Below are 26,551 nucleotides of genomic sequence, written 5' to 3'. Positions count from 1 at the left end.
AACGGATTTGCGCGTGCCGAACAGCCCTATTGTATTTAGTGGATTGATACCCATATTAGCCGTTATGTTTACGGAATGAATCAATAATATGAAATTCAGCATGAATCTGACAGATCATTTTCTGATTGCCGCTCCTTCTATGAACGATATGTTTTTTGAAAACAGTGTGGTGTATCTATGCGAACATAATGAAGACGGCGCACTCGGTGTTATTATTAATAAGCCTTCTCCGGTTACGATGGATTTGGTGTTTGAGGCGGCAGGACATCATACACCGGAGCGTTTTAAAGGGGAGTGGGTGATGATGGGCGGCCCTGTGCAGATTGACCGTGGTTTTGTGGTACATATGCCGATCGGCTCTTGGCAGAGCAGTTTGGCAGTAAATGATCATGTGGCAATGACGACTTCACGGGATATTATCGAGAAACTCAGCCAGTCGGACTTGGTTCAAAAAGCTGTGATTACCATTGGTTATGCGAGTTGGTCGGAAGGGCAGCTCGAGCAAGAATTGATGGACAATTCTTGGTTGACCGTGCCTGCTGATGAGCGGATTTTATTTGATTTGCCGCATGAAGAGCGCTACGAAGCGGCCATGGCGAAACTGGGTGTTTCTCCGCAAACGCTGATGGGAGGCGCAGGTCATGCCTGAGGCAATCAAGGTGCCGCGAGGTACGGCCTTGGCTTTTGATTTCGGCGAGGTACGCATCGGGGTTGCGCAAGGTGATGCGGAAATCGGTTTGGCACATCCGCTCACGACGGTAACAGGTGAGAGCAATGAAGCGAAGTTTGCCGCGATTGATAAGCTGGTTAAGGAATGGCAGCCGCATTATTTCGCCGTGGGTTTGCCTACGCATACGGACGGCGCGGAACATGAGTTGACCCGGTTATCACGCAAATTCGGCCGTCGTCTGCATGGCCGTTATAAGCTGCCTGTGTATTGGGTGGACGAACGCTTGTCGTCGGTTTATGCGGAGGGTTTGTTGGCTGAGGCGCAGGTGTTTGGCCGTAAACAGAAAAGCGTGCTTGATCAAGTAGCGGCGCAGGCGATTCTGCATAGCTTGTTTGAAAGCGGTGCGGTTGAATGGTTTGATGGAAATAATGAAGGCGATATGATGCCTGTCTGAAAATATCCTAGATTATTTTCAGACAGGCATCATGTTACATGATTGGCTGAAACAGCGTGGTCGGCTGTAAATATATATGAATACGTTTGGTATAAGGATACGCAATGAATTTAATGGATACTTTAATCGGTGCGGCAAGCTCTGCGCTTAGCAGCTCAGGTAGCCAAAATACGGCGCTTCAACTGGTTATGCAGCTGATGCAGCAAAACGGCGGAGCGGGTAATCTTATTAATCAGCTTCAACAAGGTGGGTTGGGCGATATATTGAATTCGTGGATTTCCAACCAAAGCAGCAATGAATCTGTGTCCGCCTCCCAGATTCAAGACGCTTTGGGCGGCGGCACGTTGGAAAAAGCAGCTTCTTCGGTAGGCGTGGACAGCGCGCAGGCGGGTAATTTGTTATCACAATATCTGCCGCAAATTATCGACAGCCTAACGCCGAACGGCAGTGCAGCAGATGCGGATGGTTTCGGTTTGGATGATATCGCAAGGATTGTGATGCAGAATTTTCTGAAATAAGTTGCTGCTTTGCGTGAAGCGATGCCTGTCTGAAACGTTTCTTTCAGACAGGCATTGTTGTTTATTCGCTATAATGTCTGCGTTTTGCATACTGAATACACTTTGAAATCGAAGGAAACACAAGAAATGGATCGAGAACACATTCCTGCCGCCGTGAAAGCCAATATTTTGGGCGAGGCGCTGCCTTATATCCGCCATTTTTCCGGCAGCACTTTCGTGATTAAGTATGGCGGCAATGCCATGACGGAAGAACATTTGAAAGAAGGCTTTGCCAAAGATGTAACCTTGCTCAAGCTGGTGGGGATTAATCCGGTGATTGTGCACGGCGGCGGACCGCAGATTAACGAAATGCTGGAAAAAGTAGGCAAGGAAGGCGAGTTTGTACAGGGAATGCGCGTAACCGATCCTGAAACCATGGATATTGTGGAAATGGTTTTGGGCGGCCATGTCAACAAAGAAATCGTATCGCTGCTCAACCAAAATGGCGGTAAAGCGGTGGGCATTACCGGACGCGACAACCATTTTATCAAAGCGAAAAAGCTGTTTATCAACACGCCTGAGCGCAACGGAGTGGATATCGGCCAAGTGGGCGTGATCGAAAGCATAGACTGTACTTTGATTACCCAAATGATACGTGGCGGCTACATTCCCGTTGTAGCACCGATTGGTGTCGGGCGGCAGGGTGAAGCGTTCAATATCAACGCTGATTTGGTAGCGGGTAAGCTGGCGGAAGAATTAAATGCGGAAAAGCTGATTATGATGACCAACATCACGGGCGTGATGGATAAAGACGGTAATCTGCTAACCAACTTGACCCCGCGCAAAATTGACACACTAATCGCAGACGGTACGCTTTACGGCGGCATGTTGCCGAAAATCAGCTCGGCTATCGAGGCGGCCACCAATGGCGTGAAAGCCGTGCACATTATTGACGGACGTGTATTGAATGCTTTGTTGTTGGAAATTTTTACCGACAAAGGTGTGGGTTCGATGATTTTGGGTAAGGAAACAGATTAAAGCTGGTTTATATTACTTAATTAAACAATGCCTGTCTGAAACTTTTTCAGACAGGCATTGTGATTAATAGATTACACTTTCTCTTTAACCGATGATTTCTAGATCCACGCCCTGGCTGCGGCCGCGACGGCTGCGCAATTGGATATCGAGGCGTAAGTCGTTGGCTGAATCGGCATTTTTAATGGCTTCTTGGAAGCTGATAGAGCCTTGCTCATACAGTTTGTATAAAGCCTGATCGAAAGTTTGCATACCGATATCGGTCGATTTTTTCATAATCTCTTTGATGTTGTGGATTTCGCCGCGGTGAATCAAATCGGAGATTAGCGGAGAATTCAGCAACACTTCCACTGCGGCAATACGGCCTCTGCCGTGTTCCAACGGGATGAGGCGCTGAGAAATAAAGGCTTGTAGGTTCAATGACAAATCGGTCAAAAGCTGGGTGCGGCGCTCTTCGGGGAAGAAGTTGATGATACGGTCAAGCGCTTGGTTGGAACTGTTGGCATGCAGTGTGGCCATGCACAAGTGGCCTGTTTCGGCAAATGCCAGGGCATATTCCATGGTTTCACGGTCGCGAATCTCGCCAATCAGAATCACATCAGGCGCTTGGCGCAAAGTATTTTTCAGGGCGGCAAACCAGTTTTCCGTATCTACGCCGACTTCGCGCTGGGTGATGATGCAGTTTTTATGCTGATGTACAAATTCAATCGGGTCTTCAATGGTAATGATGTGGTCGTTGCCGTGTTCATTGCGGTAGTCGATCAGCGAGGCCAGTGAAGTGGATTTGCCGGAGCCTGTGCCACCGACAAAAATAACCAGGCCGCGTTTGCGCATAACTACTTGCTGTAAAACAGGCGGCAGATTCAATTGCTCGAAAGAAGGAATTTCGCTGCTGATCTGGCGGAGTACCAGAGCGGTTGCACCGCGCTGCACCATCGCGTTTACGCGGAAACGGGCTGTGCCGGGAAGCTGAATGGCGAAATTGCATTCATTGGTGGTGGTGAATTCTTCAAGCTGTTTCGGATTCATCACCGAAGCGGCGATTTCAATGCAGCGTTCGGGTGTGAGCGGCTGGTCGCTTAAACGGGTGATTTTACCGTCGAGTTTTACAGCCGGAGGAAAGCCCGTGGTTATGAATAAGTCAGACGCTTTGTATTGCACCATGTACCGAAGCCATTGGTAAAGCTCGTCTTTTGTGTCAATTGAATCGTGTAATGTGTTATCCATGGGTGAAGAAACCTTAAAAGACAATGGTATTGTTTATTGACTAATTAAAGTGTTTGAAATATTTAAAGTTCTTTTTTCTGGTATGGCACTCTTTGGCATCGAGTGTATTTGCTGGAAGGCTGAACCGTGCAATTATATCAGACCATATGTATAATCGGATTTAAGTTCCCTTGCTTTTACAGGTTTTACAACAAATGACCGAAATCAACATTAATAAGAAAACAAATAGACACAGTTTCAGCCTTACTTGTGTTGCAGTAAGGTTGCATTATGCCTTTGTAAACGATAACAGCCGGTCGGAAGGAAGCCTATGAAAGCGAATACGATTGCCATTATTGGTGCGATGGAGCAGGAAATCGAGCTCCTGAAAAACTTGATGCACCATCCTGAAGAAGAAAAATTCGGTAATTTCACCTTTTATCGCGGCAGCTTATTTAATAAAGAAGTGATTCTTTCACTCAGTGGCATCGGTAAAGTGAACGCTGCTATTGCAACCACGCTGGCTATTAACCGCTATCAGGTCGACTGCGTGATTAATACGGGTAGCGCCGGCGGTTTGGGTGCGGCTTTGCAGGTGGGCGACGTAGTGGTGGGTACGCTGATTGCGCACCATGATGTGGATGTGACTGCGTTCGGCTACCAAATCGGCCAAGTGCCGAAATTGCGGCCTGCGTTTGAAAGCGATAATGATTTGGTTCGCGCGGCGGGTAAAGCGGCAAGGGTTTTTGCAGGTGCGCGGATTCATAAAGGTTTGATTGTGAGCGGCGATCAGTTTATCCACAGTGCGGAGCAGGTGGCGCGTATCCGCCAGAATTTCTTCGGCGTGCAGGTTGTAGAAATGGAGGCTGCGGCGATTGCGCAGACGTGCGAGCAATTCGGTGTGCCGTTTGTCATAATCCGCGCCGTATCGGATTTGGCTGATGAAAAAGCCAATATTAGTTTTGAAGAATTTTTGGAAACAGCGGCGGTAAATTCCGCCAAGATGGTTAATTCGATTATCAGCAGTCTGTAATTCAGAAAGGCCGGTAGTATGGGTTTCAGACAGGCATTTCCAAAAAATGATTGCCGATCTGTGTGTTGCCAGATAAAACTTTGGCTTAAACCCGCATGGATTGGGGTATGGTTCGCAGGGGTTTATTTTGCCGGTAATGCTTTGGTGTTTTATGTGAAAGGCGGTAGCTTGGCTGCGCCGTTAAGCTATATAACTGCTTGGCCTTTTTCTCTTTTTTCTTCGGAATACACGGATCATTACGGCAGCTTTTTGATGCTCAATTCGGTGTATTGGTATACGGTGGGGCACATGCTGTATAACATCTGCCGCGTTATTAATCGGGGCGTGCCGGCAATTTCCGTGATGTTTATGTTTGTTTATGCCGCGATACTTGCGTTGGTGTTTGTGTTGCTGTAAATAGAGATTGGTGAGCGGTATGAACAATGCCTGTCTGAAAGCTTTTCAGACAGGCATTTTGTTTGTGCGGAATGCTTATAACTAAAGTGTATTTAGTTACAATTTTATGTTCTTTTTCAAATGGCCGTGTTGTCTTTAACATGTGTCGGCTGCTGTTGTGTTATGGAATCTAAGCAATGCCTGTCTGAATCATTTTTCAGACAGGCATTAAGATAAGGTGGAATGATGCTGTTGCTGAAAACACAAACTGTTTTGCCCGGTTTCAAGCTGACGCTCGGGCTGAGTATGCTGACACTTTCGTTAATGGTGCTGATGCCCTTTGCGATGCTGGTTGCGACGGTAGCCGGCATGGGGTGGGCGGATTTTGTGCAGCAGATTGTCGAACCGCGTACGTTGGCTGCGGTGTGGCTCACGCTGAAAACTTCTTTTTTCGCCATGTTGGCCAATGTGGTGTTCGGTACGCTGGTGGCTTGGGTGTTGGTGCGCTACCGATTCTGGGGCAAGGGGCTGGTAAATGCTTTGGTTGATTTGCCTTTTGCGCTGCCGACTGCCGTAACCGGGGTGGCGCTGGCCACGCTTTATGCGCCTAACGGTTGGATCGGGCGTTGGCTGGAACCTTTCGGTATCAAGGTGGCGTTTACGCCGTTGGGTATCTGGGTGGCTCTGGTTGTGGTGAGCTTGCCGTTTATTGTGCGTGCCGTGCAGCCTGTTTTGGAAGAGTTGCCGGCCGAATATGAAGAGGCTGCGGTGTCTTTGGGGGCGGGCCGTTTTACGGTGTTCCGCCGCGTGTTGCTGCCGGAAATTCTGCCTGCTCTGATAACCGGTGCGGGCATGGCGTTTGCGCGGGCAACGGGCGAGTACGGCTCTGTGATTTTTATTGCGGGAAATATTCCGATGGAGTCGGAAATTCTGCCTTTGATTATTGCCGGCAAGTTTGAGTTGTTTGATGTGAAGGGTGCGAGTGCCGTGGCTTTATTTATGCTGGGTATTTCGTTTGTGATTTTATTTATCTTAAATATTTTGCAATGGCGTTTGGCTAAGCGCAAGCGTTGAGCGTGTTTGACGGAGTGAGACTATGAATACGGCTAAAACCAATCCTCTGCTTACCGAGTCGCGCATTGTGCGTTATGCGTTAATCGGAACGGCGCTATTGTTTCTCGGCCTGATGCTGGTGATGCCTCTGGTTGCTGTGTTTTGGAACGCGCTGGAAAAGGGATGGCGGCTTTATCTTGCCGCGCTGACTGAAGCGGATGCTTTGCATGCGGTTAAGCTGACTTTGCTGATTGCGGCAATTGTGGTGCCGGTAAATATCGTGATAGGCGTTGCGCTGGCCTGGTTGCTCACGCGTTTCGATTTCCGCGGCAAGCAGTTGTTTACCACTTTGTTGGACTTGCCTTTTTCCGTATCGCCGGTGGTGGCCGGGTTAATGTTTGTGCTTTTATTCGGTGCTAACAGTGTGATGGGCGGCTGGCTGGAAGCACGCGGTATTCAGATTGTGTTTGCTCTGCCCGGAATGATATTGGCTACTTTATTTGTTACTTTTCCGTTTATAGCGCGGGAGCTGATTCCTTTAATGCAGGCTCAGGGAGACAGTGAGGAGCAAGCTGCATTGATTTTGGGCGCGAGCGGCCGGCAGATGTTTTGGCGCATCACTCTGCCCAATATCAAATGGGCGCTGCTTTACGGAATTATTCTGACGAATGCACGGGCTATGGGCGAATTCGGCGCGGTAAGCATGGTGTCCGGCCACATTCGCGGGCAAACCAATACGCTGCCTTTGCAGGTGGAGATTCTTTATAACGAGTATAACTTTACTGCCGCATTCGCTTTGTCCAGCCTGCTGGCTTTATTGGCCTTGCTTACTTTGTTGTTGCAGAACGTGTTGGCCTGGAGGCGGCAAAAGCAGCTTGAATCGGCCGGTAATTAGGATGCCTGTCTGAAACAACCGTAAATAATTTAATGGAGCATGAGCATGACCATACGCATTGAACAACTCAATAAATATTTCGGCAGTTTTCATGCCTTGAAAAACATTAATCTGACCATTCCGACAGGAAGCCTCACGGCGCTGCTCGGCCCTTCGGGCTGCGGCAAAACCACACTCTTGCGGATTATTGCGGGTTTGGAGCATGCAGATGGAGGCGGCATTTTCTTTGATGACGAAAATGTGACCCGCAAGCATGTGCGCGACCGTAAAGTCGGTTTTATGTTTCAGCATTATGCACTGTTTAGGCATATGAATGTGTTTGATAACATTGCTTTTGGTTTGCAGGTGCTGCCGCGGAAAATCAGGCCGGCGGAAAGCCAAATTGCAGAGAAAGTTTACAGCCTGCTCAAGCTGGTGCAGCTTGAGCATCTTGCCAAAGCTTATCCCGGCCAACTTTCGGGCGGCCAGCGCCAACGCATCGCGCTCGCTCGCTCACTGGTTACCGAACCCAAACTGTTGCTGCTGGACGAGCCGTTTGGCGCGCTGGATGCTAAGGTGCGGAAAGAATTGCGTTATTGGCTGCGTCAAATCCATCATGAATTGGGAATTACCAGTGTGTTGGTTACGCATGATCAGGAGGAAGCTCTGGAAATGGCCGACAGTATCGTGGTAATGAACCACGGGGTAATTGAGCAAACGGGCAGCGGCGATGATTTATATCATGAGCCGGAGAATGTGTTTGTTACAGAATTTCTCGGCGAGGTAAACGCGTTTGAAAATGCAAAAATAGAGCAGGGCAGCCTGTTTATCGGCGGTTATGAGGAAAAACTGGAAGGCCGGGGGCATGAGCGGCAAAATGTAGTGGCTTATGTTCGCCCGCATGATTTGGCACTATCTGCAAAAGCGGGCGGCAACAGTATCGGAGAAGCGGAAATAGCTTCCATACAAACCACCGGCTCTATGGTTCGGCTTATGTTGAAGCGCACGGGCAACAGCCGGATGTTGCAGGTGTTGGTTCCGCATAATGAATACCGTACTGAGCCGTTTGCATTGGGGCAAAGGGTGTGGCTGTATCCTAGAAAGCACATCGTATTCAAGCTGCCCGAGATGGTGGAATATGTGATTTAAGCGGCAGATATATAGTGAATCAATTTAAAAAATAGCACGCTCGTCATACTCGGGCTTGACCCGAGTATCTCCTAAGCTTACCAGAACTCAAGGTACTCGGGTCAAGCCCGAGTATGACGGTATCGTTATTAAACTTAAGTGAATTGACTGTATCTGTGCTGTCTTCGGCTTGCTGCCTTGTATTAAAAATGTGTTGATTAACTATAAAGCATCCGTTATGCCCGGGTTTAACATAAATGCCTGTCTGAAAGTTTTCAGACAGGCATTGTTTATCGTTAAGGGTAACTGTTATTTGGTGGTCAGCTGGTCAAATAAACCGCCGTCGGCAAAGTATTTTTTCATAATCTGATCCCAGGGGCCGAACACCTCCGTCGGGCGGAATGTTTCGACTTTCGGGAATGTAGCTGCGTTTGCCGCCAGCACATCTTTGTCTGTAGGCCTCAGGTAAAGCTTGGCGCCAAGCTCTTGTGCAGGTTTGCTCCATAAATAATTCAGATATTCGGTTGCGGCTGCGGTTGAGCCTTTTTTATCGGTAACGCTGTTGACTACTGCAACAGGGCTTTCCATTAAAATCGAATAACTGGGGTAAACGATTTCAAAATTGCCATTGCCCAATTGTTTTGCGGCCAAATTGGCCTCGTTTTCAAATGTGATCAACACATCGCCGATGTTGCGCTGAACAAAAGTAGTGGTGGCTGCCCGCCCGCCGTTTTCAAATACCGGAATGTTTTTTAAGAGTTTTTTAGTAAATTCGATTGCTTTGGATTCATCATTCTGATTGGTTTTTAACGCATAAGCATGGGCTGCCAGAAAAGAATAACGGCCGTTTCCGGAGGTTTTGGGGTTGGCAACCACCACTTTGATATTATCTCTGGCTAAATCCGACCAATCTTTAACTTGCAGAGGGTTGCCTTTTCGAACCAAGAAAACCGTCGTGCTGGTAAAGGGTACGGCGTTATTCGGAAACTGTTTTTGCCAATCGGAGGAGACCAAACCTTTTTGTACCAATAAATCAATATCCGAACTTTGATTCATCGTAACCACGTCTGCCTGCAAACCGTTTGCTACCGACAAAGCCTGCTTGCTGGAGCCGCCGTGTGATTGTTGGATATTAATGGTTACGTTAGGATGTTTGGTTGCGTAGTGTTTGGTGAAAATGGGATTGTAGTCTTTGTAATAATCGCGGGTTACGTCATATGAAACATTCAGCAGCGTTGAGGCGGCAACTTTATCGCTCGGAGCCGATGCCGATTTGTCGCCGGATTCGGGGGCGCAGCCGGGTAGGGCGAATACCGTTAATAAGGCAATCAAGTGTTTGGGTTTCATTCCATTTCCTTTTGCTTAATTTTAGAGATGACTTCTTCATTTTAAAGAAGGGTTTTTAATAAGAAAAAGAATGAATGATTGTTAGCTAATGCTTCTTGGTTATATAAAACCATCGCAATAGGGTGCTTTTCTGCGGTCGGGACAAAAACTTTAAAAAATGCTATCCTCTATTTTTTTACATTTCTAGCGATACAATGAAAAAGCTGATACCCATCGGAGTTTCCGGTATTGTCTTGGCGCTGGCCGGCGTATTTGGCGGCGCGCCTTATTTTCTCGGGCAAAAAGCCGAGCAAGTATTAAACGAGCAGCACCAATTGCTTGCCCAAGCCAGCTTTCTCACAGTTGAATCACGTCAATACGAACGCGGTTGGTTCAGTGCTAAGGAAACGACCGTTATCAGATTGAAGCCCACATTGCTGAAAAACATGCAGCAATATCTGCCGGATAATCTGAAAACCATCTTGAACGAGCCGGTTACGGTAGTGAACCATATCAAACACGGTCCGTTTGCTTCCGGTTTGACACCGGTTAGCGCAAAAGTGGAAACCGAGTTCAAATATCATCCTGAAACGGAAAAAGCACTCAAGCGGTTTTTCGGCGATCAGGCGCCATTGGTTTTAAGCAATGTGATTCACTTAAACGGTTCGGGCCAATTAACCGCCAGTATGCCTGCTTTTGACTACGAAGAGCTGTCGGGCATCAAGCTGAATTGGAAAGGCATGAACGGCACCACCGATTATCAGCCGGGCTGGTCGGATTACAGCCACAGCTACCAGGCGCCCGCATTGCTTGCCAAGCTGGCCGATAAGGGTGACGTGTCGCTGGAAAATCTGCAAATCAACACGCAAACCCAAGACGGCAAAACCCGGCTGTCGCTCGGCAACAGCAGCTTCAAGCTGGATAAATTTTCTGTGGTCTGGAAAGAAGGCGTTGATTACAATGTAAAAATCAACGAGCTGATTAACCTGGTAACCGATTTGCAGATTGGTGCTTTCATCAATCCTACCGGCCAAGTAGCCCCTTCTAAAATTGTGGTGGACAAGCTGCAATTTGATACCAAGATGGCGGAAAACGGCGACTGGATTAACAGCGAAGGCAAGTTTCAGTTTGCCAATCTGGTGTATGGCGACGAACAATACGGCCCTTTGAATATTGATGTGGCCGCCGAGCATCTGGACGCTAAGAGCCTTTTGGTTTTGAAAAACAAAATGGCCGAAGCCGCATCCAAAGAAATGACCGGCCAGCAAATTCAGGATATGTTGATTCAGGCGGCGAAAAACGAAGCGGCCGGTTTGTTTATCAATAACCCGGTGATTAAAGTGCGTGCTTTCGATTTGAAGATGCCGCAAGGTAAAGTGTATTCCAGCGGCGAGTTGAAGTTTAACGGTCTCACACAACCTGATTTGAATAATTTCAACGCTTTAATCAAAAAAACGCATGCCGATTTCAAATTGCAGGTGCCGCAAAAGCTGCTGGAGAGTTTGGTAATCAATCAGGCGCGCAATGTGTTTACGGTTAATGCTGAAGATGCCGCCGAAGGTCGCGCCAGCTTGGATGATATTAACGAAACCTTGCGTTTGATGGTGGAGAATGTGGTGGCTTCGATGAACCGTGACGGTTATATTACGGTAAACAACGGCCATATAAGCACTCAAATGATGTTAAAAGACAGCCAGTTGCTGTTTAACGGCAAGCCGCTTAGAAGCGAACCTGATGATGTGGACATTGATGACGTGATTGAATTTCAAGAATCTCAGGCGGCAAGCGCTCCAAAAGCAGCTGCAAGCCAGCCTAAAGCAGGCGGTTGATTGCTAAAGGCTTAGGCAGCCAATTTATTTCGGGTCCTTTTAAAATGCCTGTCTGAAAACTATTTTCAGACAGGCATTGTTTAATTTTCAGTGTCTACCATCAAGAATTGATTCACACCGTTTTCGCAACGTGTCAGTTTGTTTTCCAGCGTTTTGTTCAAAAGCGCATCGTTGTGCGGCAGAGCATCGCGTTCTGCTTCATGATGCCATAAGTGGTAGGCAATGCCGCTGAATTTCAGGTTGCGGCGTTTTAAGCCGTGATGATAGAGGCGGGCGACAAATTCGCTGTCTTCTCTGCCCCAACCGACAAATTCGTTGTTAAAGCCGTTGACTGCCAATGCATCTTCCCGAAAAAAGCCCATATTGCAGCTTTTAATGGATTTATGGCTTTGGCTTTTTTTGCGCCAAATGAATTTACTTAAATGACTGCAGCGCAAAGCTGATAAGCGTTTTTCTATTCCTTTATCGAAAAGAGAAATGGGTTCTGTTTGGTCGGATCGGCTGAGCAACTCTGCGGTTTTCTCTTGGGTGAGCATAACGCGCGAGCCTTGGATAAGCGTGTTTTTTTGGGCGGCTTGTATGTGGTCGCGGATAAACTCGGGATGCAGCACCATATCACCGTCAATAATCACCATATATTCACCGTTTGCGGCTGCGATGGCACGGTTGCGGGCTTGAGCGGCGCGGAAGCCGTCGTCTTCCTGCCATAGGTGTTTGACCGGGATTGGGCAATGTGAAGCGAATATTTGGATAACTTCTGCCGTATCTTCACGAGAGCCGTCGTCTGCAATTAAGATTTCAACGGGCTTGACGCTTTGCTGGAGTGTGGAATAAAGCACTTTTTGCAAGGCATCGGGGCGGTTGTAAGTGGTGATGAGCAGCGATACCCGCAAAGCTTGGTTGCGCTCATTTAGCTTGATGTATTTGTAAAAAGAACCGGCAGCATTGGAAAAGGAGATGGTAAACCCGTCGCTGCCATATTTAAAACCTTGTTTGATGAAATAGTTTTTAATAAAAGAAGAAAATCCGTGCAAAGTTGCGCTGCCGGCAGAGGTGCGTTTGGTAAAACGGAATTGGTCTGCATAAAGTGAAGTGTATTGCTGCATTTTTTGAATCAAACCATCGGCAGAATCAAAAGAATAATGCAAAAGTTCGCCTTTTAGAGCAGCAATTTGGGTTCCTTCCGGTTGCTCTAATGATTCATGAACTTGACGGTCGTTAAAACGTGTGTGTTTGCGGTTGTAGAGGCGGCAGATTATGTCGGGATACCAGCCGCAGCCTTTGATTGCACGGCCGCGATAATGATTTAAGCGGGAGAGGGTGTATATGCGGTTGGTTTGCGATAAATCCGCTTGGCGTATGCTTTGCATCAACTCGGGTGTAACGATTTCATCGCTGTCTATGCTGAAAATCCAATCATGGCGTGCAAGCTTGGCCGAAAGGTTTTTCATGGGGCCGAAACCGATGAACTCGTGTTTGTGTATGCTTACGTTGTTAAAACATGCAGCGATTTCGAGTGTGCGGTCGGTCGAACCGTTGTCTAATAGTAATACTTCGTCGAAACCGCTCAGGCACTGTAATACCTCTGCTAGGTATTTTTCGGAATTTTTAACCATCATGGCAGCGGTAACGGGTATTTTTTCGGCAGTGTCGTTCATTTTCATATTCGATATTTTAAGGAGAGAAGGCCGTCTGAAATATTGCAGACGGCCTTTCTGTTTGTTTTCAGACAGGCATTCTTAAGATCTAAGGCAATTGCCCGATAGATAAAGCCATTTCTTCAAACATTCTATCTGCATCAACTTCGGTTACCCAATAAGCATTTGCCGGTTTGCCGGTTGAATTCCACCAATCCACCACACACGCGCCCATGGTTAATTCGCTGGAAGTTTCCACTTGAACATAGCATTCGCGACCTTGGAATAATTCGGGAAACACCGCGCAAGTAATCGCGCAGGGGTCATGCAACGGGCCGCCTTCGGTGCCGAATTTTTGAATGTCGTATCGCTCATAACTTTGCAGAATGCCGGCCAAACGCGGGCCGTTTTTATTATTCTGCTGACGCAACACATCCATACGGGGGGTGGTAATGCATGCTTTGTGGGTTACATCGAGCGGCAAAATGGTTGTGGGTACGCCGCTTTGCAACACGATTTGTGCGGCGTGCGGGTCGCAATAAAAATTGAACTCCGCCGCGGGCGTGATGTTACCCGCTTCGAAATAATTGCCGCCCATCAAAACAATCCGTTTGATAGCACGCGCGCAGTCCGGTGCAAGCGTTAAAACTTGGGCGATATTGGTTAACGGGCCGATAGGGCAGATGACAATGCTGTTGTCTTCTGCTGCACGTAAAGTATCAATCAAATAGTTCACGGCGTGCTGCTCTTGTAACGGGCAACGGGGGGAATGGCGTTCAACGCCGTCCAAACCAGTTTTGCCGTGCACCTCTTCGGCGGTAACCAGATTCCGCAGCAGCGGTTTGGCAACACCTGAATACACAGGAAAATTTTCCTTTCCGGCCCAATCGCAAATAATCCGTGCATTTTCAGAGGTATAGCGGATACCTACATTGCCGGCTACTACGGTAATCGACATAAAGTCAATCAACCCGCGTTTGGCTAAGCCATGTGCCATCAGAATGGCTGCTGCGTCATCTTGGCCTGGGTCGGTATCAATGATTAAGCGGATTTTTTCAGACATATTCAAGCGCACCGATAAAAATTAGGAGGAAGTTGGAAGTGTAACGCAGCCAAGATAACGATACAATATGCGCTTTTCTTAATTTCAGACAGGCATTGTTGAGATATGCGTTTGGTGCTGGCCCCGATGCAGGGGTTAACTGATGATGTGATGCGTGATTTATTAACGCGTATCGGTGGTTTTGACGAGTGTGTGAGTGAGTTTGTGCGTATCACGCACACGGTGCATTCCCGTGCGACTTGGTTAAGATATGCACCTGAAATTGCACACGGTAATAAAACATTTTCAGGTGTGCCGTGTACAGTGCAGCTTTTAGGTAGTGATGCAGAAAATATGGCAGTCAATGCGTTGGCAGCAGTGCGGTTTGGCGTGGAAAAAATCGATCTCAACTTTGGTTGCCCCGCACCTACGGTAAATAAGCATCAAGGAGGCGCAGTTTTACTGAAGGAGCCGGACAGAGTGTTCCGTATTGTGAAAACCCTACGGGATGCTTTGCCCGAACATATACCACTTACGGCAAAAATGCGTTTGGGTTTTGAGGATAAAACGCTCGCTTTGGAAAATGCCTGTGCGATTAATGAAGGCGGCGCCTGCGGCTTAACCGTACATGCACGCACTAAAGTAGAAGGTTACGAACCGCCTGCCCATTGGATATGGGTGCGTAAAATTGCTGAAGCTGTGGATATTCCGGTTACGGCAAACGGTGATGTATTCACTCTGGCTGACTATATAGGGATTAAAGAGGAAAGCGGTTGCGACAGTGTGATGCTGGGTCGTGGGGCTGTGATGGTGCCGGATTTGGCAAGGCAGATTAAACAGTATGAAAATGGCGAACCGGTTCGGCCAATGCCGTTTGAAGAAATCATGGATTGGATTTTGCTGTTTGTAGATTTGTGCGTAGAGAAAGAAGGAGAAAACAAATATCCTGTTGCAAGATTGAAACAATGGTTGGGGATGATGAAAAAAGCGTATCCCCATGCTGATGGGCTATTTCAATGTATTCGGTCTATAAAAGAGATAAGCGGCATAAAAAATGCTTTACGAGAGTATGAATTTCAGATAAAAAGAACTCATTAATTATTTGATATTTGGGCAAATATTGAAAATTTAAAGATTATCGGGGAACAAAAATGAAATTTAAACATCATATGCCAAGTTCAAAATTCAAACAACATGAGCTCACACATATGCAAGAGATTATAAACCAATCAAAAGAAATTCCTTTGTCGGACATTGAGAATGGTCAATTAATTGCGGAGGAATTAAATTCAGAAGGAGCTTTAGCCCTAGAAGATCAGGAAACTTACCAACTTTTTACTGAAAATTGGATTATTCCGGAAGATCAAATACAAACCGCTCATAACCATATCGGTTATACACATTTAGCAAAAAATGCTTCTGTTGATGTTGCCGATGATTCAAGTGTTGTTGATGGTGGTGCAGAAGAGATAGCGCCTATCAATGACTCAGGTTCCGGCAAAATGCCTTGGATTGTTGGTGGTTCGGGTTTGTTACTGGCCGGTTTGGCTGCGGCAGCTGCCGGAGGTTCATCCGGTGGTAGTTCAGATAATGGTCAAGAAAAAACAGCTCGAAAGCGGAGCATGGGAGAGGAACGCTCCGTAACACAGCCTGCTGCATCTTCTGAAGAACATTCAGTGAAAGAAGATCAAACACCAAGCACTGCTCGAGTAACAGCTGAATCGCCTGAAGCTAAACCTGCTGAGGAAGCCAAGCCTGCTGAAGACCCTGCTTCTCCACCTGCCAGTGACATTAAACCATCGGAAGAGCCCGCTCCTAAGCCGGAAACAAAAGTAGAAAATTCAACACCGAAAGAAAGCAATAATGCGCCGGAATCGACTCCTTCGGCTAAAGAAAACATTGTGCCGGAAACAACAGAGGGCACCGGCAATATCGTTGACCCTAATCATTCTGCAACAGAGCAAGCAGAGCCCGCGCCGCAACCTGCAGTAAATGGCAAGCAAAGTGGTTTGACGCTGGATATTGCCAAACATTTCTATTCTGCCGATGTAATTAAAAAATATATTGATACCATCAGCAAATCAGGCGGCACGTTTTTGCAACTGCATTTATCGGACGATGAAAATTACGCGTTTGAAAGCACCGTGCTTGATCAACGCGCTGCGAATGCTACCCAAAATGAAGACGGTACTTACACCAATCCTAAAACAGGCAAACAGTTTTTGAGCTACGAGCAGATTGCCGATATTGTGTCTCATGCTAAAGCCAAAGGTGTAGAGCTGATTCCGGAGGTAGACACGCCCAATCATATGGACGCAATCTTTGATTTGTTGGAGCATCACAAAGGTGCGGATTATGTGAAGAGCATCAAATCCGAAGTGGTAAACGATGAAATCAAGATTACCGATCCTAAGGCTATTGATTTTGTGAAGAGCCTTTATACCGAAGTAATCGGCTTGATGCAGGGCAATAGCAAACACTTCCATATCGGCGGTGATGAGTTTGGTTACAGTGCTTTGAACAATCACGAGTTCATCACTTATGCCAATACCTTATCGAAATTCTTGGAAGAGCAAGGCTTGAAAACACGCATGTGGAACGACGGCCTTTTGAAAACCAGCTTGAAAGAATTAAACCATTCAATCGAAATTACCTATTGGAGTTACGACGGTAATCCGGGTGTTGATTCGGTGGCAGCTGATCGTCGCGCAGAGCGCGCAAGCATGAAAGACTTGCTGGACGACGGCTTTGATGTTTTGAATTACAACTGGTATTACCTGTATTTCGTACCCGATGACGGCGTAACCAATGCCGAAAGCGGTGCACATATGGCCAGCGATATTCAAGCTATGTGGGATTTGAGCGTTTGGGATGGTAAAGATCATTCCGACCTGATTACCGATACCGGAAAGGTCATTGGCTCGTCCTTAACGATTTGGGGTGAAAATGCCGATAATCTGACTGATGATCAGATTTACGAATGGAGCGCCAACGGTTTGGCAGCGTTGATCAGCAAAACCAATGCGGATTCAATTAATAAAGACGATTTGTCGAAAGTAACTTTGGATATTACGAAAGAAAATCGAGATGGTGAAGTAATCAATCTGAAGAGTTCTGCTTCGGAGTTGGTTGATGTTTCTCTGGCTGACGATTTGCTTTCCAGCTATTCCTTCGTATGGCTCAACGGTGATACCGATGACATGTTGACATTGTCTTCAGATTGGTCATTCAGTGGTGCCAGTGAGTTGAAAGACAATGTGAGCTATAGCCTGTATAAACACGGCAATAATCACTTGTATGTTGATACTGACATAGTGGTAGAAGTGGTTTAAACAAAGAGTAATTTGAGAAATACCTGTCTGAAAAAGTGATTTTTCAGACAGGTATTACCTTATTTGCGATTCAGAAGTTACATTATATTCGTCAAGCAGAGTGATATGTTTCCGGCTTTTTCGGTAGCCGGTTTATTGTTTGGTTAAAAACGCTTCCAATTCCTTATATAAAGGCATGCCACCTTGTGCGCCCGGGCGGGTAACTGAAATGGCTGCGGCCGCGCAGGCTTTTTTTACTGCCTCGTGTAAACCTTGTTTAAGGAACACTGCTAAAGCACCATTGAACGTATCGCCTGCGCCGGTTGTGTCGACAGGAGTGACTGTAAAGCTGGGCTGGCTATATTGTGCGCCGGTTTCATCATTGAATAGTGCGCCTTTTGAACCTAAAGTCATGACCACTTGGCAAGGTGATTGTCGTAACATTTCTTCCGGAGACAAGTTTTCAGACAGGCCTAAGCTAATCGCGAGCTCGTAAGCGTTTGGGGTAAGTATGCTGGTTAAATTGATTAGCTCCTGCGGCAGTTTTTGAGCGGGAGCGGGGTTGAGAATAAAGGGCTTACTGTATTTTTTCGCCAGCTCGGCGCCGGCAATTACAGTGTCTAGCGGGGTTTCCAGTTGTGCCATAACCACATCGGCATTGGCAATACGTTGTTCTTCGTTATGTATATCAGTCGGGGTAAGTGAAAAGTTGGCGCCTGAAACCACAATAATATGGTTATCGCCTTCTGCTACCGTGATGTTTGCCATTCCACTGGGCCGGTCTTGAATAATGCGCACGGCATCCGTGTTGACATGTTCTTTTCGCAGATTGTCTAATAAAGCCTGCCCGAAATGATCCGAACCAACCGCGCCGATAAGTGAAACTTCTGCGCCTAAGCGCGCGGCGGCCACGGCCTGATTGGCCCCTTTTCCGCCCATATATTGATGAAAACCCGTTCCTAGTAAGGTTTCGCCCGGTTTAGGAAAACGGGGCGATGAGGTAACTAAATCCATATTAATGCTGCCGATAACGACGATTTTGTGGGCATTCATTTGATTCTCCGGCGATAACAGGTTTTGCTTGAAAATATATGATATGCCTGTCTGAAAACATTTTCAGACAGGCATTCTTTATTAAAAAGACTGTCTTGAACTACCAAGCGTTTAGAATGTTTTTCTTAATGATAAGTTCATCATTCTTCAGCTGCGCGAATGGTTGTTTTGTAAAGGCTTTAAGTTTAAATATCCACTTCAGCTTTATCGCCTTCGGCTTCCATCCATGCGCGGCGACTGGCGGCTTCGCCTTTGCCCATCAGTTTGACAAAAATATCATGCGTTTCTTTTCCCGCACCTTCGGGAATGCTGACCCGCAACAAGCGGCGGGTGTCGGGGTGCATGGTGGTGTCTTTGAGCTGATCGGGGTTCATCTCGCCCAAGCCTTTGAAACGGCTGATGGAATAGGCGGTTTCTTTTACACCTTCTTTTTGCAGCCGCTCCAAAATGCCGTCCAATTCGCCCTGATCGAGTGCGTAGAATTTGCGCGCGGGTTTGCTTTTGCCTTGTGCGTTCACATCCACGCGAAACAGCGGCGGCTGGGCGACATAGATGTGGCCGTCTGAAACCAGTTTGGGGAAGTGGCGGTAAAACAAGGTGAGCAGCAGCACTTGGATGTGCGAGCCGTCCACGTCGGCATCGGAGAGGATGGCGATTTTGCCGTAACGCAGGCCGCTTAAATCGGGGTTGTCGTTCGTGCCGTGCGGGTCAACGCCGATGGCGACGGCGATGTCGTGGATTTCGGCATTGCCGAACAGTTGGTCTTGATGCACTTCAAAGCTGTTCAACACTTTGCCGCGCAAGGGCAAAATGGCTTGGGTGGCTTTATCGCGCGCGAGTTTGGCCGAGCCGCCTGCCGAATCGCCCTCCACTAAGAAGAGTTCGTTTTCGCGGATGTCTTCGCTTTCGCAATCGGTGAGCTTGCCGGGCAGCACGGCCACGCCGCTGCCTTTTTTCTTTTCGATTTTCTTCACCGAACGCATCCGTGCCTGTGCCTGCTTGATGGCGAGTTCGGCGATTTTTTTACCGGCTTCGACGTTTTGGTTGAGCCACAATTCCAGCGGGTCGCCCGATACGGCGGCCACGAGCTTGAGCGCGTCGCGGTTGGTGAGCTTGTCTTTGGTTTGGCCTTGGAATTGCGGGTCGAGCACGCGGGCGGACAACACGAATGCCACGCGGCCGAACACGTCGTCGCTCTGCACTTTCACGCCGCGCGGCAGCAGGTTGTGGTGGTTGATGAAGTTGTTTACCGCTTGGAACACCGCCTGCCGCAAGCCTGCTTCGTGCGTGCCGCCGAGCGGGGTGGGAATCAGGTTGACATAGCTTTCGCTGTTGCACGAGCCTTCTTCCAGCCAAGTGAGCGCAAACGCCGCGCCTTCGCCCGTGCTGAAATCGCTGTCGTGGCCGTCTGAAATATAGTTTTCCGAAGCGAACACCGGCACGGCTTCCTGCGCCTCGCTGATTAAGTCGAGCAGATAGCTTTTGAGGCCGTTGGGGTAATGCCATGTCTGCACTTCTTTTTCAGACAGGCCTTTAACGGGGCGGGTAAGCGACACGGTAACGCCCGGCAGCAACACGGCTTTAGCGCGCAACAGGCGTTCGAGTTCGGCTATGCTGTATTGCGGGCTTTCAAAATATTTGCCGTCGGGCCACACGCGCACTTCGGTGCCGCTGTCTTTCACCGCACATTTGCCGACTTCGGCCAGCGGCTCCACCACCGCACCGCCCGCAAACACGATGCGGTGGATTTTGCCTTCGCGCTTCACGGTAACTTCGAGGCGTTTGGAAAGCGCGTTGGTTACCGACACGCCCACCCCGTGCAGGCCGCCTGAAAAGGCATACGCGCTGCCGCCGTCTTTCTTGTTAAACTTGCCGCCCGCATGAAGCTGCGTGAATACCAGCTCCACCACCGGCAAACCTTCCACCGGATGCAGCCCCACCGGAATGCCGCGCCCGTTGTCGCGCACGGAAAGCGAGCCGTCTTCATGGATTTCCACTTTGATTTCATCGGCAAAACCGCCGAGTGCTTCGTCGGAGGCGTTGTCGATCACTTCTTGGCAGATGTGGGTGGGGCTGTCGGTGCGGGTGTACATGCCCGGCCGTTCTTTTACCGGCTCCAAGCCTTTGAGGACGGTGATGCTGGATTCGCTGTATTGCTTTGCTGGGTTCGACATAAGAATGTGTTTGAATGAAAAATAGATTCGGATTTTAACACAACAGCTTTAAAACTGGGCGGCGCCGGCATGTAACTAATGCCTGTCTGAAACTTTCAGACAGGCATTGGCGGGTTTTAAAACTGCTTTATTAGAGAAATGCCGATTTCATTTTGTTTGAAACTGTTTAACCATTTGATATTGCTATTAACGCGGCGGTGTTTGAGTGTGAATACAGGTTTCATATCGGCTATTTTCCAGCGGTCGGAGCCGAGGTTTAAGGTGTAGATTTGTTCGTTATCCCTGCGCCGTTTGCCTAAGAATTCATTTTCTTGTTTGTAGGAGCGGTGGCGGAGCAGGGTGTAGAGCGAGGCGTCGAAGCCGCCGGCAAATTGTTTTGCCGCTCCCAGCCGGATAGCGGGTTGGCGGTAGCTTTCGGTCGGTTCTTCGGAAAAGCGCTGCTGCCAGTCCAAACCGCCGAAGATTACAACATCATCCCGCAAGCCGTATGACAAAGTGTTGAACACGGAAAACAGGCGGTGGTTATTGTGTTTCATGTCGCTGTTGAAATAGACCTGCTTTTTCCATTCGGCTTCGGTGTTCCACGACCAGCGGCTGCGGGCTTCGTTCCATTCTGCGCGGGCGCCGTAAGCGCGGTGTTGTGCATGTTGGCCGCTGCTGCTCCATTCCCACAAAGGCGCCAAAGTGACTGTGCGCTTGGCGTTGGCAAATTGGTAGCCTGCGCTTACATTGAGCGTGTGTTCATTGTATTTTTGATGGTTTCGGTAGATTTTGCCGTATGCCAGTATGCGGGTGTTCAAGCCGTGGTGTCCGCTGATTTGAAAGCGGCGGGAAGCGGCGGCTTCATAATTGATGCCAAGCGCTTTTTCCGATGGTTCGCCGTTTTGACAATGCTCCCAAATGTCGCCTAATTCTTCAATATGCAGGCACTCCGGACCGTCTGAGCCTTCGTTTATATTGCTGCTCCATATTAAACCTCTAGAAACAGAGTCTTGCCATTTTTGTCGATTTTCCAAAGCATTGAAATAAGCGGGTATTGTCTTTTACTGCTTCGGACACTTGCTCCGCAGGAATTTTGGCAAACTCTTCCGCTGATTCCTGATTTAATTGGTCTTCAAATAATAAACGTGCTAAACAGAAATAAACTAATCTTTTCAACATAAAAGCCTGTCTGAAAACAATGAATGAGGAAACTGATACAGCACGTCACTGTATCGGTTGTTTTGATTAAAAAAGAGTTGGTTAGCGTTTAACGCCGAAAGCTGTGTCGCATGTACGGTTAAAGTTGTTATATAACGATTGACGGCGCCGAAAACGGCGTTACGGTTTGGAGAGGATATAACGGTAGCAAAAGCCGCACTTAATATCGGCCCGATGCTGATCAGCAGCATCAGGGTGGAAAAAGGCGCTTCGCTGACCTGCGGGTTTGAAAGCTCGGTAGGCGGCATTGCGATTAAAACACTGGAAGCCGACGATATTGTAAAGCCCGACCGCAAATTCGGTGCCGATATCCGGGTGGAAGCGGCCAATAATATGGCGGGTGAACGTGTTCCCGACCTCAATCTGGTGGGCACACAGCTGCGCGTCAGCTATCAAGATTTGGCCAACCATTTTCACAAGTTGCCTAAAAAAGCAGGCGGCGATGCCAAAACATTCGGGCATGATCAAGCTGCGCGGGTTGCCGTGGCGGCCAAAACCGATCGCACGGAGCTGGTGGCCGCTTATGCCTACCGCTATCACGGCAACCATTATCCAGGTAAGGGCGGCAAGCACCGTTATGAGCAGATTTATCATGCAGGGGGAGTGATCATTCCCGGTATTGCTTCACAAAATATTCAGGAGAATATGTTTGAAGAGCGTAGCGAAGTATTGAACACTTCTTTGAACAACCGCTATTTTTTGCTGAAAGGTACGTTCAAACTTACCGACAAACAGTCTATCCAGCTTGGCTACCGTCGCTTGGACAGCCGATACGGTGAAATTATGCCCTCAAGGATTTATGGTATAGAAACAAGAGACGGCCCCCTACTGCCGCAATGGCCTTTAAGCAAAATCAAAATGGATACCTACACGCTGGATTACCGCTGGAAGCCAGAAAACCGCTGGCTTGATTTGGAAAGCGGCATTTGGTTGAACAAAGCCGATATGATGCTGCAAAACAGCGGTGGCATGGTTTACGATTTGGGCAACTATAAAAATTCGCGAAACCATAGCTTGAGTAGCCTGCAGAGAACCACCGTTCTTCACGGCTCGCTGAATAAGAACACCAATAACCGTTTGGGCGTTTACCTGACCAATAAAATGAAGCTGCACGACACTTTAAACTTAACCTTGGGCGGCAGCTATCAATATGAAAAGCTCGGCACGCCGGACGATACTTGGAGGAAGTTGGCGGAGCAAGATGTATCTTGGGTAGCACGCCTAGGCAAGGTAAACGGGATGAATATAAACTTTATTTCAATTTCAATTGGCGGCCGACAGACCGGATTTCGGTAAATGCCGGCGCGCGCTACAACCATTACAGCTCTGAAGACACTTGGGCAAATGAATTGCTGGGCAAAACCCGTTCATTGCATGATTTATTTATGGAAAGAGAGAGAATAGAGTGGAATGAGCGGCAAAATCACTTATCAAAGGATAATTTGCGGCGTAACGGCGTGTCGCCGGAATATACCATGACGGGAGAGGATTACGGCAAGCTGAATAGCATATTATCCGGCGAGCTTGGCTATATTATCCATTATGAAGAGCAGGACAAAGCGCTTAAGCAGAAGCTATATTGAAACCGGTATGACTGAGCAGGAAGCGGATCAGCTAGCTTGGCAGAGCAATACTTATATGATTCCGCGTGATGAATACGGCAAAATATCGCGCTCAGACAACCCTTTCTTAAACGGCCAAGCAGAGAAAAACGGCTGGCGGGTGCCGCAATTGTCGGGACAGAACGGTAAGCAGATAGAGAATATTGATATCGGCGGCGAAAGCGACGGCGTGCTTGCAAGATACCAATCTCTGGGAAGGGATTTGAGCTTGATTGAAGATAGTTTGGAAAAAACTTCGAACCGGAGCGCAGACCAGAATTGGAAGCTAAAGCCGGAACACTCAGAGCGCAAATGGCAGCTTTGGAAAACTCGGGTTGGAAGGAGAAGCTGATTAAAAGAAAAGCACATGCCTGGTCGCCCACTTTTTCCTTATCTTACCGGTTGGGCGACAACGGCAGGCTTTACGGCAGATGGGCGCAAACCACACGGATGCCGAGCAGCTTCGAGGACATTTCCGGCTTTAGCGCAAGCCGACGTTCCTACAAAATGAAGCCGGAGCGCGGTACCAATCTGAAAATCGACTATGTGCACAATTTACGGCACATCTTGCCGGGCAATCCTGAAAATGCCGATATTAAGCTGGGCATGGTATAAAAACACCATCCGAAACCCGATAGACCGAGGCGACGAACTCACTTTTATACAGCGCGACAAATGGGCCACTTCGGGCTTGGAGCTTTCTTCCCGCTGTGATAACGGCAAGTTTTTTGCCGAATTGGGCGCTAATTATCTGCTGAGCAACCGCGTGTGTGATGAAAATCAGGCGGCGCGGACGGATGTTGATTTCGGTCAATCGCCGAAATGTATAGACGGCGGTTTCCCATTGGGCTACATGTATAATATGGAATTGCCGAAATACAATTTCAATTTGCTGGTGGGCGGCCGTTTCTTCGACTGCAAGCTGGAAGCGGGCGGCCGCCTGACCTACCATACCGGCTACAAGCGTTCGGCGGAAGCGAAAGAGTATGCCCAAAAATACTATCGCAATTCTGATACCAATGTGACCGGGTTGAACGGCTCAATTCCATGGCATGCTGCCGCCATTGTGGATGCCTATGTGAAATACAACTTTAAAAACGACCTAAGTGTGGAGTTTTCGGGCACCAACCTGACCAACCGCTATTATTTCGACCCGATTACCCGGTCGAATATGCCGGCACCGGGTAGGGCGTTCCGTTTTTCTTTGAGCAAAAAGTTTTAAGGAATGCTGATAACAAATGCCTGTCTGAGAAAGTGATTTTTCAGACAGGCATTTTCTTTTTACACGGTATCAGGCTTTTTTAGCCAGCGCTGCTTTCACAAAAGAGCTGAACAAAGGGTGGCCTTTTCTCGGATTGGATGTGAACTCGGGATGGAACTGGCAAGCAAAAAACCATGGGTGGTGGGGCAGCTCAATCGTTTCTACCAAACGCTCGCGGCCTGCGGATACCCCGCCGATAACCAAGCCCGCTTTTTCCAGTTCGGGTACGAAATTGTTGTTCACTTCGTAGCGGTGGCGGTGGCGCTCTTTGATTGAGGTGGTGCCGTAGATTTTCGCAGCAAGGCTGTCGGGCTTCAAATCGACTTCTTGCGCTCCCAAGCGCATGGTGCCGCCTAAATCTGTGTGTTCATCGCGCTTTTCGATGCTGCCGTCTGCCGTTTGCCATTCATCGATTAAGCCGACCACGGGATAAGGAGATTTTAAATCAAACTCAGTCGAGTTAGCGCCCTCCATTCCGGCAACGTTGCGTGCATATTCAATCAGCGCGATTTGCATGCCGAGACAGATGCCTAAATAAGGTACATTATTTTTACGCGCGTATTTAACAGCGGCGATTTTGCCTTCTACACCGCGGATGCCGAATCCGCCCGGCACTAAGATAGCATCCATGTCTTTCAGACAGGCATCACCTTCTTTTTCGATGGTTTCGCTGTCAACATAAGTAATCTGAACGTCGGTTTCTGTGTGGATACCGGCATGTTTCAGAGCTTCTGTGAGTGATTTGTAGGATTCAGTTAAGTCAACATATTTGCCGACCATGGCGATTTTCACCGTGTGTTTCGGATTTTTAATCGCGTAAACGATTTTCTTCCATTCGGTTAAATCGGCTTGTTGGACATTAAGCTGAAGCTGCTCGCAGATAATGGTGTCGATGCCTTGCTCGTGCAGCATTTCGGGAATTTCATAAATGCTGTCTGCATCATAGCTGCCTGCAACCGCCCGCTCTTCCACATTGCAGAATAAGGCGATTTTGCGCTTTTCGTCTTCCGGCAGCAGGCGGTCCATACGGCAGATCAGCACATCGGGCTGGATACCGATTTCGCGCAATTCCTTAACGGAATGCTGGGTCGGTTTGGTTTTGATTTCGCCCGCTGCGGCAATGTAGGGCACATAACTCAGGTGCACATATAAAGTGTTGTTGCGCCCCAACTGGCTGCGCATCTGGCGGATGGCTTCCAAGAAGGGTAAGGATTCGATATCGCCCACGGTGCCGCCGATTTCGACGATGGCAACATCATGGCCTGCCGCACCTTCGTGGATTTTGCGTTTGATTTCGTCGGTAATGTGCGGGATGACTTGCACGGTGCCGCCCAAGTAATCGCCTCGGCGCTCTTTGGCGATAACTTGCTCGTAAACCTGGCCTGCGCTGAAACTATTGCGGCGTGACATGGTGGAGTTAATGAAACGTTCGTAGTGGCCCAAATCCAAGTCGGTTTCTGCGCCGTCTTCCGTCACGAATACTTCGCCATGCTGGAAAGGGCTCATGGTGCCGGGGTCTACGTTGATATAAGGGTCGAGTTTGAGCATGGTTACTTTCAAGCCACGCGACTCGAGGATAGTAGCAATGGAAGCGGCGGCGATACCTTTGCCTAATGAAGATACTACGCCGCCGGTTACGAAGATAAACTTAGTCATGATGTTTGTCGCTCGGTTGGAATCCGTAATTTTACTGAAAAAAACAGCTTTCGGCAACGCGGGTTACGGTGGGTTTGGGGAGGTGGTTTATAAGTGAAATAACTAAAAAACAGTAACTGTGTAGGCAGCTATTTTT

General features: G+C 48.2%; 25 protein-coding genes. 17 read left to right on the top strand and 8 right to left on the bottom strand.

Translation table 11 applies throughout. From position 1 onward, the window contains the following. Window positions 1–100 precede the first annotated feature (100 nt). The 4 genes from HMPREF9370_RS07745 to argB all read left to right on the top strand — a co-directional run bounded on the left by HMPREF9370_RS07745 (window position 101) and on the right by argB (window position 2,659). A complete protein-coding gene (locus tag HMPREF9370_RS07745) occupies window positions 101–649 on the top strand; it encodes a YqgE/AlgH family protein (protein WP_040667557.1) in 549 nt (182 codons plus the stop codon). Continuing rightward, complete coding sequence (gene ruvX, locus HMPREF9370_RS07740) at window positions 642–1,124, top strand: Holliday junction resolvase RuvX (protein WP_009116874.1); 483 nt, start codon at window positions 642–644, stop codon at window positions 1,122–1,124. Before HMPREF9370_RS07745 ends, ruvX begins: the two co-directional genes overlap by 8 nt. Before the next feature lie 104 nt (window positions 1,125–1,228). Further along, the gene (locus HMPREF9370_RS07735) at window positions 1,229–1,642 is read left to right on the top strand and encodes a YidB family protein (protein ID WP_009116873.1); all 414 of its coding nucleotides are present in this window, start codon (window positions 1,229–1,231) and stop codon (window positions 1,640–1,642) included. Window positions 1,643–1,768: 126 nt separating this feature from the next. After that, window positions 1,769–2,659, top strand: a complete 891-nt coding sequence (argB, locus tag HMPREF9370_RS07730; RefSeq protein ID WP_009116872.1) for an acetylglutamate kinase — start codon at window positions 1,769–1,771, stop codon at window positions 2,657–2,659. Between the two features lie 84 nt (window positions 2,660–2,743). Here argB and HMPREF9370_RS07725 read toward each other — a convergent pair whose 3' ends face one another. Then, window positions 2,744–3,883, bottom strand: coding sequence for a PilT/PilU family type 4a pilus ATPase (locus tag HMPREF9370_RS07725; RefSeq protein ID WP_009116871.1), 1,140 nt, complete (start codon window positions 3,881–3,883; stop codon window positions 2,744–2,746). Window positions 3,884–4,193: 310 nt separating this feature from the next. Between HMPREF9370_RS07725 and HMPREF9370_RS07720 the strand changes: the two genes are divergently transcribed. The 5 genes from HMPREF9370_RS07720 (at window position 4,194) to HMPREF9370_RS07700 (ending at window position 8,346) form a co-directional block, all read left to right on the top strand. Further along, window positions 4,194–4,895 carry a 5'-methylthioadenosine/adenosylhomocysteine nucleosidase gene (locus tag HMPREF9370_RS07720; RefSeq protein ID WP_009116869.1) on the top strand — a complete coding sequence of 234 codons (702 nt, stop codon included), beginning with the start codon at window positions 4,194–4,196 and terminating at the stop codon, window positions 4,893–4,895. Window positions 4,896–5,063: 168 nt separating this feature from the next. Next, on the top strand, window positions 5,064–5,291 hold the full coding sequence (locus tag HMPREF9370_RS07715) for a hypothetical protein (protein ID WP_169311365.1): 228 nt from the start codon (window positions 5,064–5,066) through the stop codon (window positions 5,289–5,291). Window positions 5,292–5,516: 225 nt separating this feature from the next. Then, window positions 5,517–6,344 (top strand): sulfate ABC transporter permease subunit CysT, encoded by an 828-nt coding sequence (gene cysT / locus HMPREF9370_RS07710; RefSeq protein WP_040667556.1) that lies wholly within the window; start codon window positions 5,517–5,519, stop codon window positions 6,342–6,344. A gap of 22 nt (window positions 6,345–6,366) precedes the next feature. Further along, window positions 6,367–7,218, top strand: coding sequence for a sulfate ABC transporter permease subunit CysW (cysW, locus tag HMPREF9370_RS07705; RefSeq protein WP_009116865.1), 852 nt, complete (start codon window positions 6,367–6,369; stop codon window positions 7,216–7,218). Window positions 7,219–7,263: 45 nt separating this feature from the next. Next, window positions 7,264–8,346 (top strand): sulfate/molybdate ABC transporter ATP-binding protein, encoded by a 1,083-nt coding sequence (locus HMPREF9370_RS07700; RefSeq protein WP_040667050.1) that lies wholly within the window; start codon window positions 7,264–7,266, stop codon window positions 8,344–8,346. Between the two features lie 288 nt (window positions 8,347–8,634). On the opposite strand, the gene HMPREF9370_RS07695 is transcribed toward HMPREF9370_RS07700, so the two are convergent. Next, the gene (locus tag HMPREF9370_RS07695; protein WP_009116863.1) at window positions 8,635–9,672 is read right to left on the bottom strand and encodes a sulfate ABC transporter substrate-binding protein; all 1,038 of its coding nucleotides are present in this window, start codon (window positions 9,670–9,672) and stop codon (window positions 8,635–8,637) included. Window positions 9,673–9,866: 194 nt separating this feature from the next. Between HMPREF9370_RS07695 and HMPREF9370_RS07690 the strand changes: the two genes are divergently transcribed. After that, window positions 9,867–11,480 (top strand): YdgA family protein, encoded by a 1,614-nt coding sequence (locus tag HMPREF9370_RS07690; protein ID WP_009116862.1) that lies wholly within the window; start codon window positions 9,867–9,869, stop codon window positions 11,478–11,480. 80 nt (window positions 11,481–11,560) lie between these two features. Here the strand turns inward: HMPREF9370_RS07690 and HMPREF9370_RS07685 are convergent, their stop codons facing one another. Together HMPREF9370_RS07685 and HMPREF9370_RS07680 are read right to left on the bottom strand one after the other, a co-directional pair. Continuing rightward, the gene (locus HMPREF9370_RS07685; RefSeq protein ID WP_009116861.1) at window positions 11,561–13,144 is read right to left on the bottom strand and encodes a glycosyltransferase family 2 protein; all 1,584 of its coding nucleotides are present in this window, start codon (window positions 13,142–13,144) and stop codon (window positions 11,561–11,563) included. Between the two features lie 82 nt (window positions 13,145–13,226). Further along, window positions 13,227–14,180 (bottom strand): nucleoside hydrolase, encoded by a 954-nt coding sequence (locus HMPREF9370_RS07680; protein WP_040667049.1) that lies wholly within the window; start codon window positions 14,178–14,180, stop codon window positions 13,227–13,229. 105 nt (window positions 14,181–14,285) lie between these two features. On the opposite strand from HMPREF9370_RS07680, the gene HMPREF9370_RS07675 reads away from it, so the two are divergent. Then, window positions 14,286–15,257 carry a tRNA dihydrouridine synthase gene (locus HMPREF9370_RS07675; RefSeq protein ID WP_009116859.1) on the top strand — a complete coding sequence of 324 codons (972 nt, stop codon included), beginning with the start codon at window positions 14,286–14,288 and terminating at the stop codon, window positions 15,255–15,257. A gap of 53 nt (window positions 15,258–15,310) precedes the next feature. Further along, on the top strand, window positions 15,311–17,491 hold the full coding sequence (locus tag HMPREF9370_RS11815; RefSeq protein ID WP_009116858.1) for a family 20 glycosylhydrolase: 2,181 nt from the start codon (window positions 15,311–15,313) through the stop codon (window positions 17,489–17,491). Between the two features lie 132 nt (window positions 17,492–17,623). On the opposite strand, the gene rbsK is transcribed toward HMPREF9370_RS11815, so the two are convergent. The 3 genes from rbsK to HMPREF9370_RS07655 form a co-directional block, all read right to left on the bottom strand. Continuing rightward, the gene (gene rbsK / locus HMPREF9370_RS07665) at window positions 17,624–18,523 is read right to left on the bottom strand and encodes a ribokinase (protein ID WP_009116857.1); all 900 of its coding nucleotides are present in this window, start codon (window positions 18,521–18,523) and stop codon (window positions 17,624–17,626) included. Window positions 18,524–18,708: 185 nt separating this feature from the next. After that, window positions 18,709–20,697: a DNA topoisomerase IV subunit B gene (locus HMPREF9370_RS07660; RefSeq protein ID WP_009116856.1), complete on the bottom strand. Its 1,989-nt coding sequence runs from the start codon at window positions 20,695–20,697 to the stop codon at window positions 18,709–18,711. Between the two features lie 116 nt (window positions 20,698–20,813). Then, complete coding sequence (locus tag HMPREF9370_RS07655; RefSeq protein WP_009116855.1) at window positions 20,814–21,713, bottom strand: surface lipoprotein assembly modifier; 900 nt, start codon at window positions 21,711–21,713, stop codon at window positions 20,814–20,816. A gap of 283 nt (window positions 21,714–21,996) precedes the next feature. Here HMPREF9370_RS07655 and HMPREF9370_RS07650 point away from each other — a divergent pair, with 283 nt between their 5' ends. From HMPREF9370_RS07650 to HMPREF9370_RS07630, 5 genes are all read left to right on the top strand, one after another. After that, the gene (locus HMPREF9370_RS07650; protein ID WP_009116853.1) at window positions 21,997–23,193 is read left to right on the top strand and encodes a TonB-dependent receptor; all 1,197 of its coding nucleotides are present in this window, start codon (window positions 21,997–21,999) and stop codon (window positions 23,191–23,193) included. A gap of 89 nt (window positions 23,194–23,282) precedes the next feature. Continuing rightward, window positions 23,283–23,480, top strand: coding sequence for a hypothetical protein (locus HMPREF9370_RS12495; protein ID WP_009116852.1), 198 nt, complete (start codon window positions 23,283–23,285; stop codon window positions 23,478–23,480). A gap of 7 nt (window positions 23,481–23,487) precedes the next feature. Beyond that, window positions 23,488–23,850: a hypothetical protein gene (locus tag HMPREF9370_RS07640; RefSeq protein ID WP_009116851.1), complete on the top strand. Its 363-nt coding sequence runs from the start codon at window positions 23,488–23,490 to the stop codon at window positions 23,848–23,850. After that, window positions 23,811–24,113, top strand: a complete 303-nt coding sequence (locus tag HMPREF9370_RS12045; RefSeq protein ID WP_009116850.1) for a TonB-dependent receptor — start codon at window positions 23,811–23,813, stop codon at window positions 24,111–24,113. The genes HMPREF9370_RS07640 and HMPREF9370_RS12045 overlap by 40 nt, the downstream gene beginning before the upstream one ends. Further along, entirely contained in the window at window positions 24,085–24,720 is a 636-nt protein-coding gene (locus HMPREF9370_RS07630) for a TonB-dependent receptor domain-containing protein (RefSeq protein ID WP_009116849.1), read from the top strand. The genes HMPREF9370_RS12045 and HMPREF9370_RS07630 overlap by 29 nt, the downstream gene beginning before the upstream one ends. A 69-nt stretch (window positions 24,721–24,789) precedes the next feature. On the opposite strand, the gene pyrG is transcribed toward HMPREF9370_RS07630, so the two are convergent. Further along, complete coding sequence (pyrG, locus tag HMPREF9370_RS07625) at window positions 24,790–26,415, bottom strand: CTP synthase (RefSeq protein WP_009116848.1); 1,626 nt, start codon at window positions 26,413–26,415, stop codon at window positions 24,790–24,792. Window positions 26,416–26,551: the final 136 nt, after the last annotated feature.

The sequence above is a fragment of the Neisseria wadsworthii 9715 genome, from assembly GCF_000227765.1.
GTDB lineage: Bacteria > Pseudomonadota > Gammaproteobacteria > Burkholderiales > Neisseriaceae > Neisseria > Neisseria wadsworthii.
This window is presented reverse-complemented; position numbering and strand designations above follow the sequence as displayed.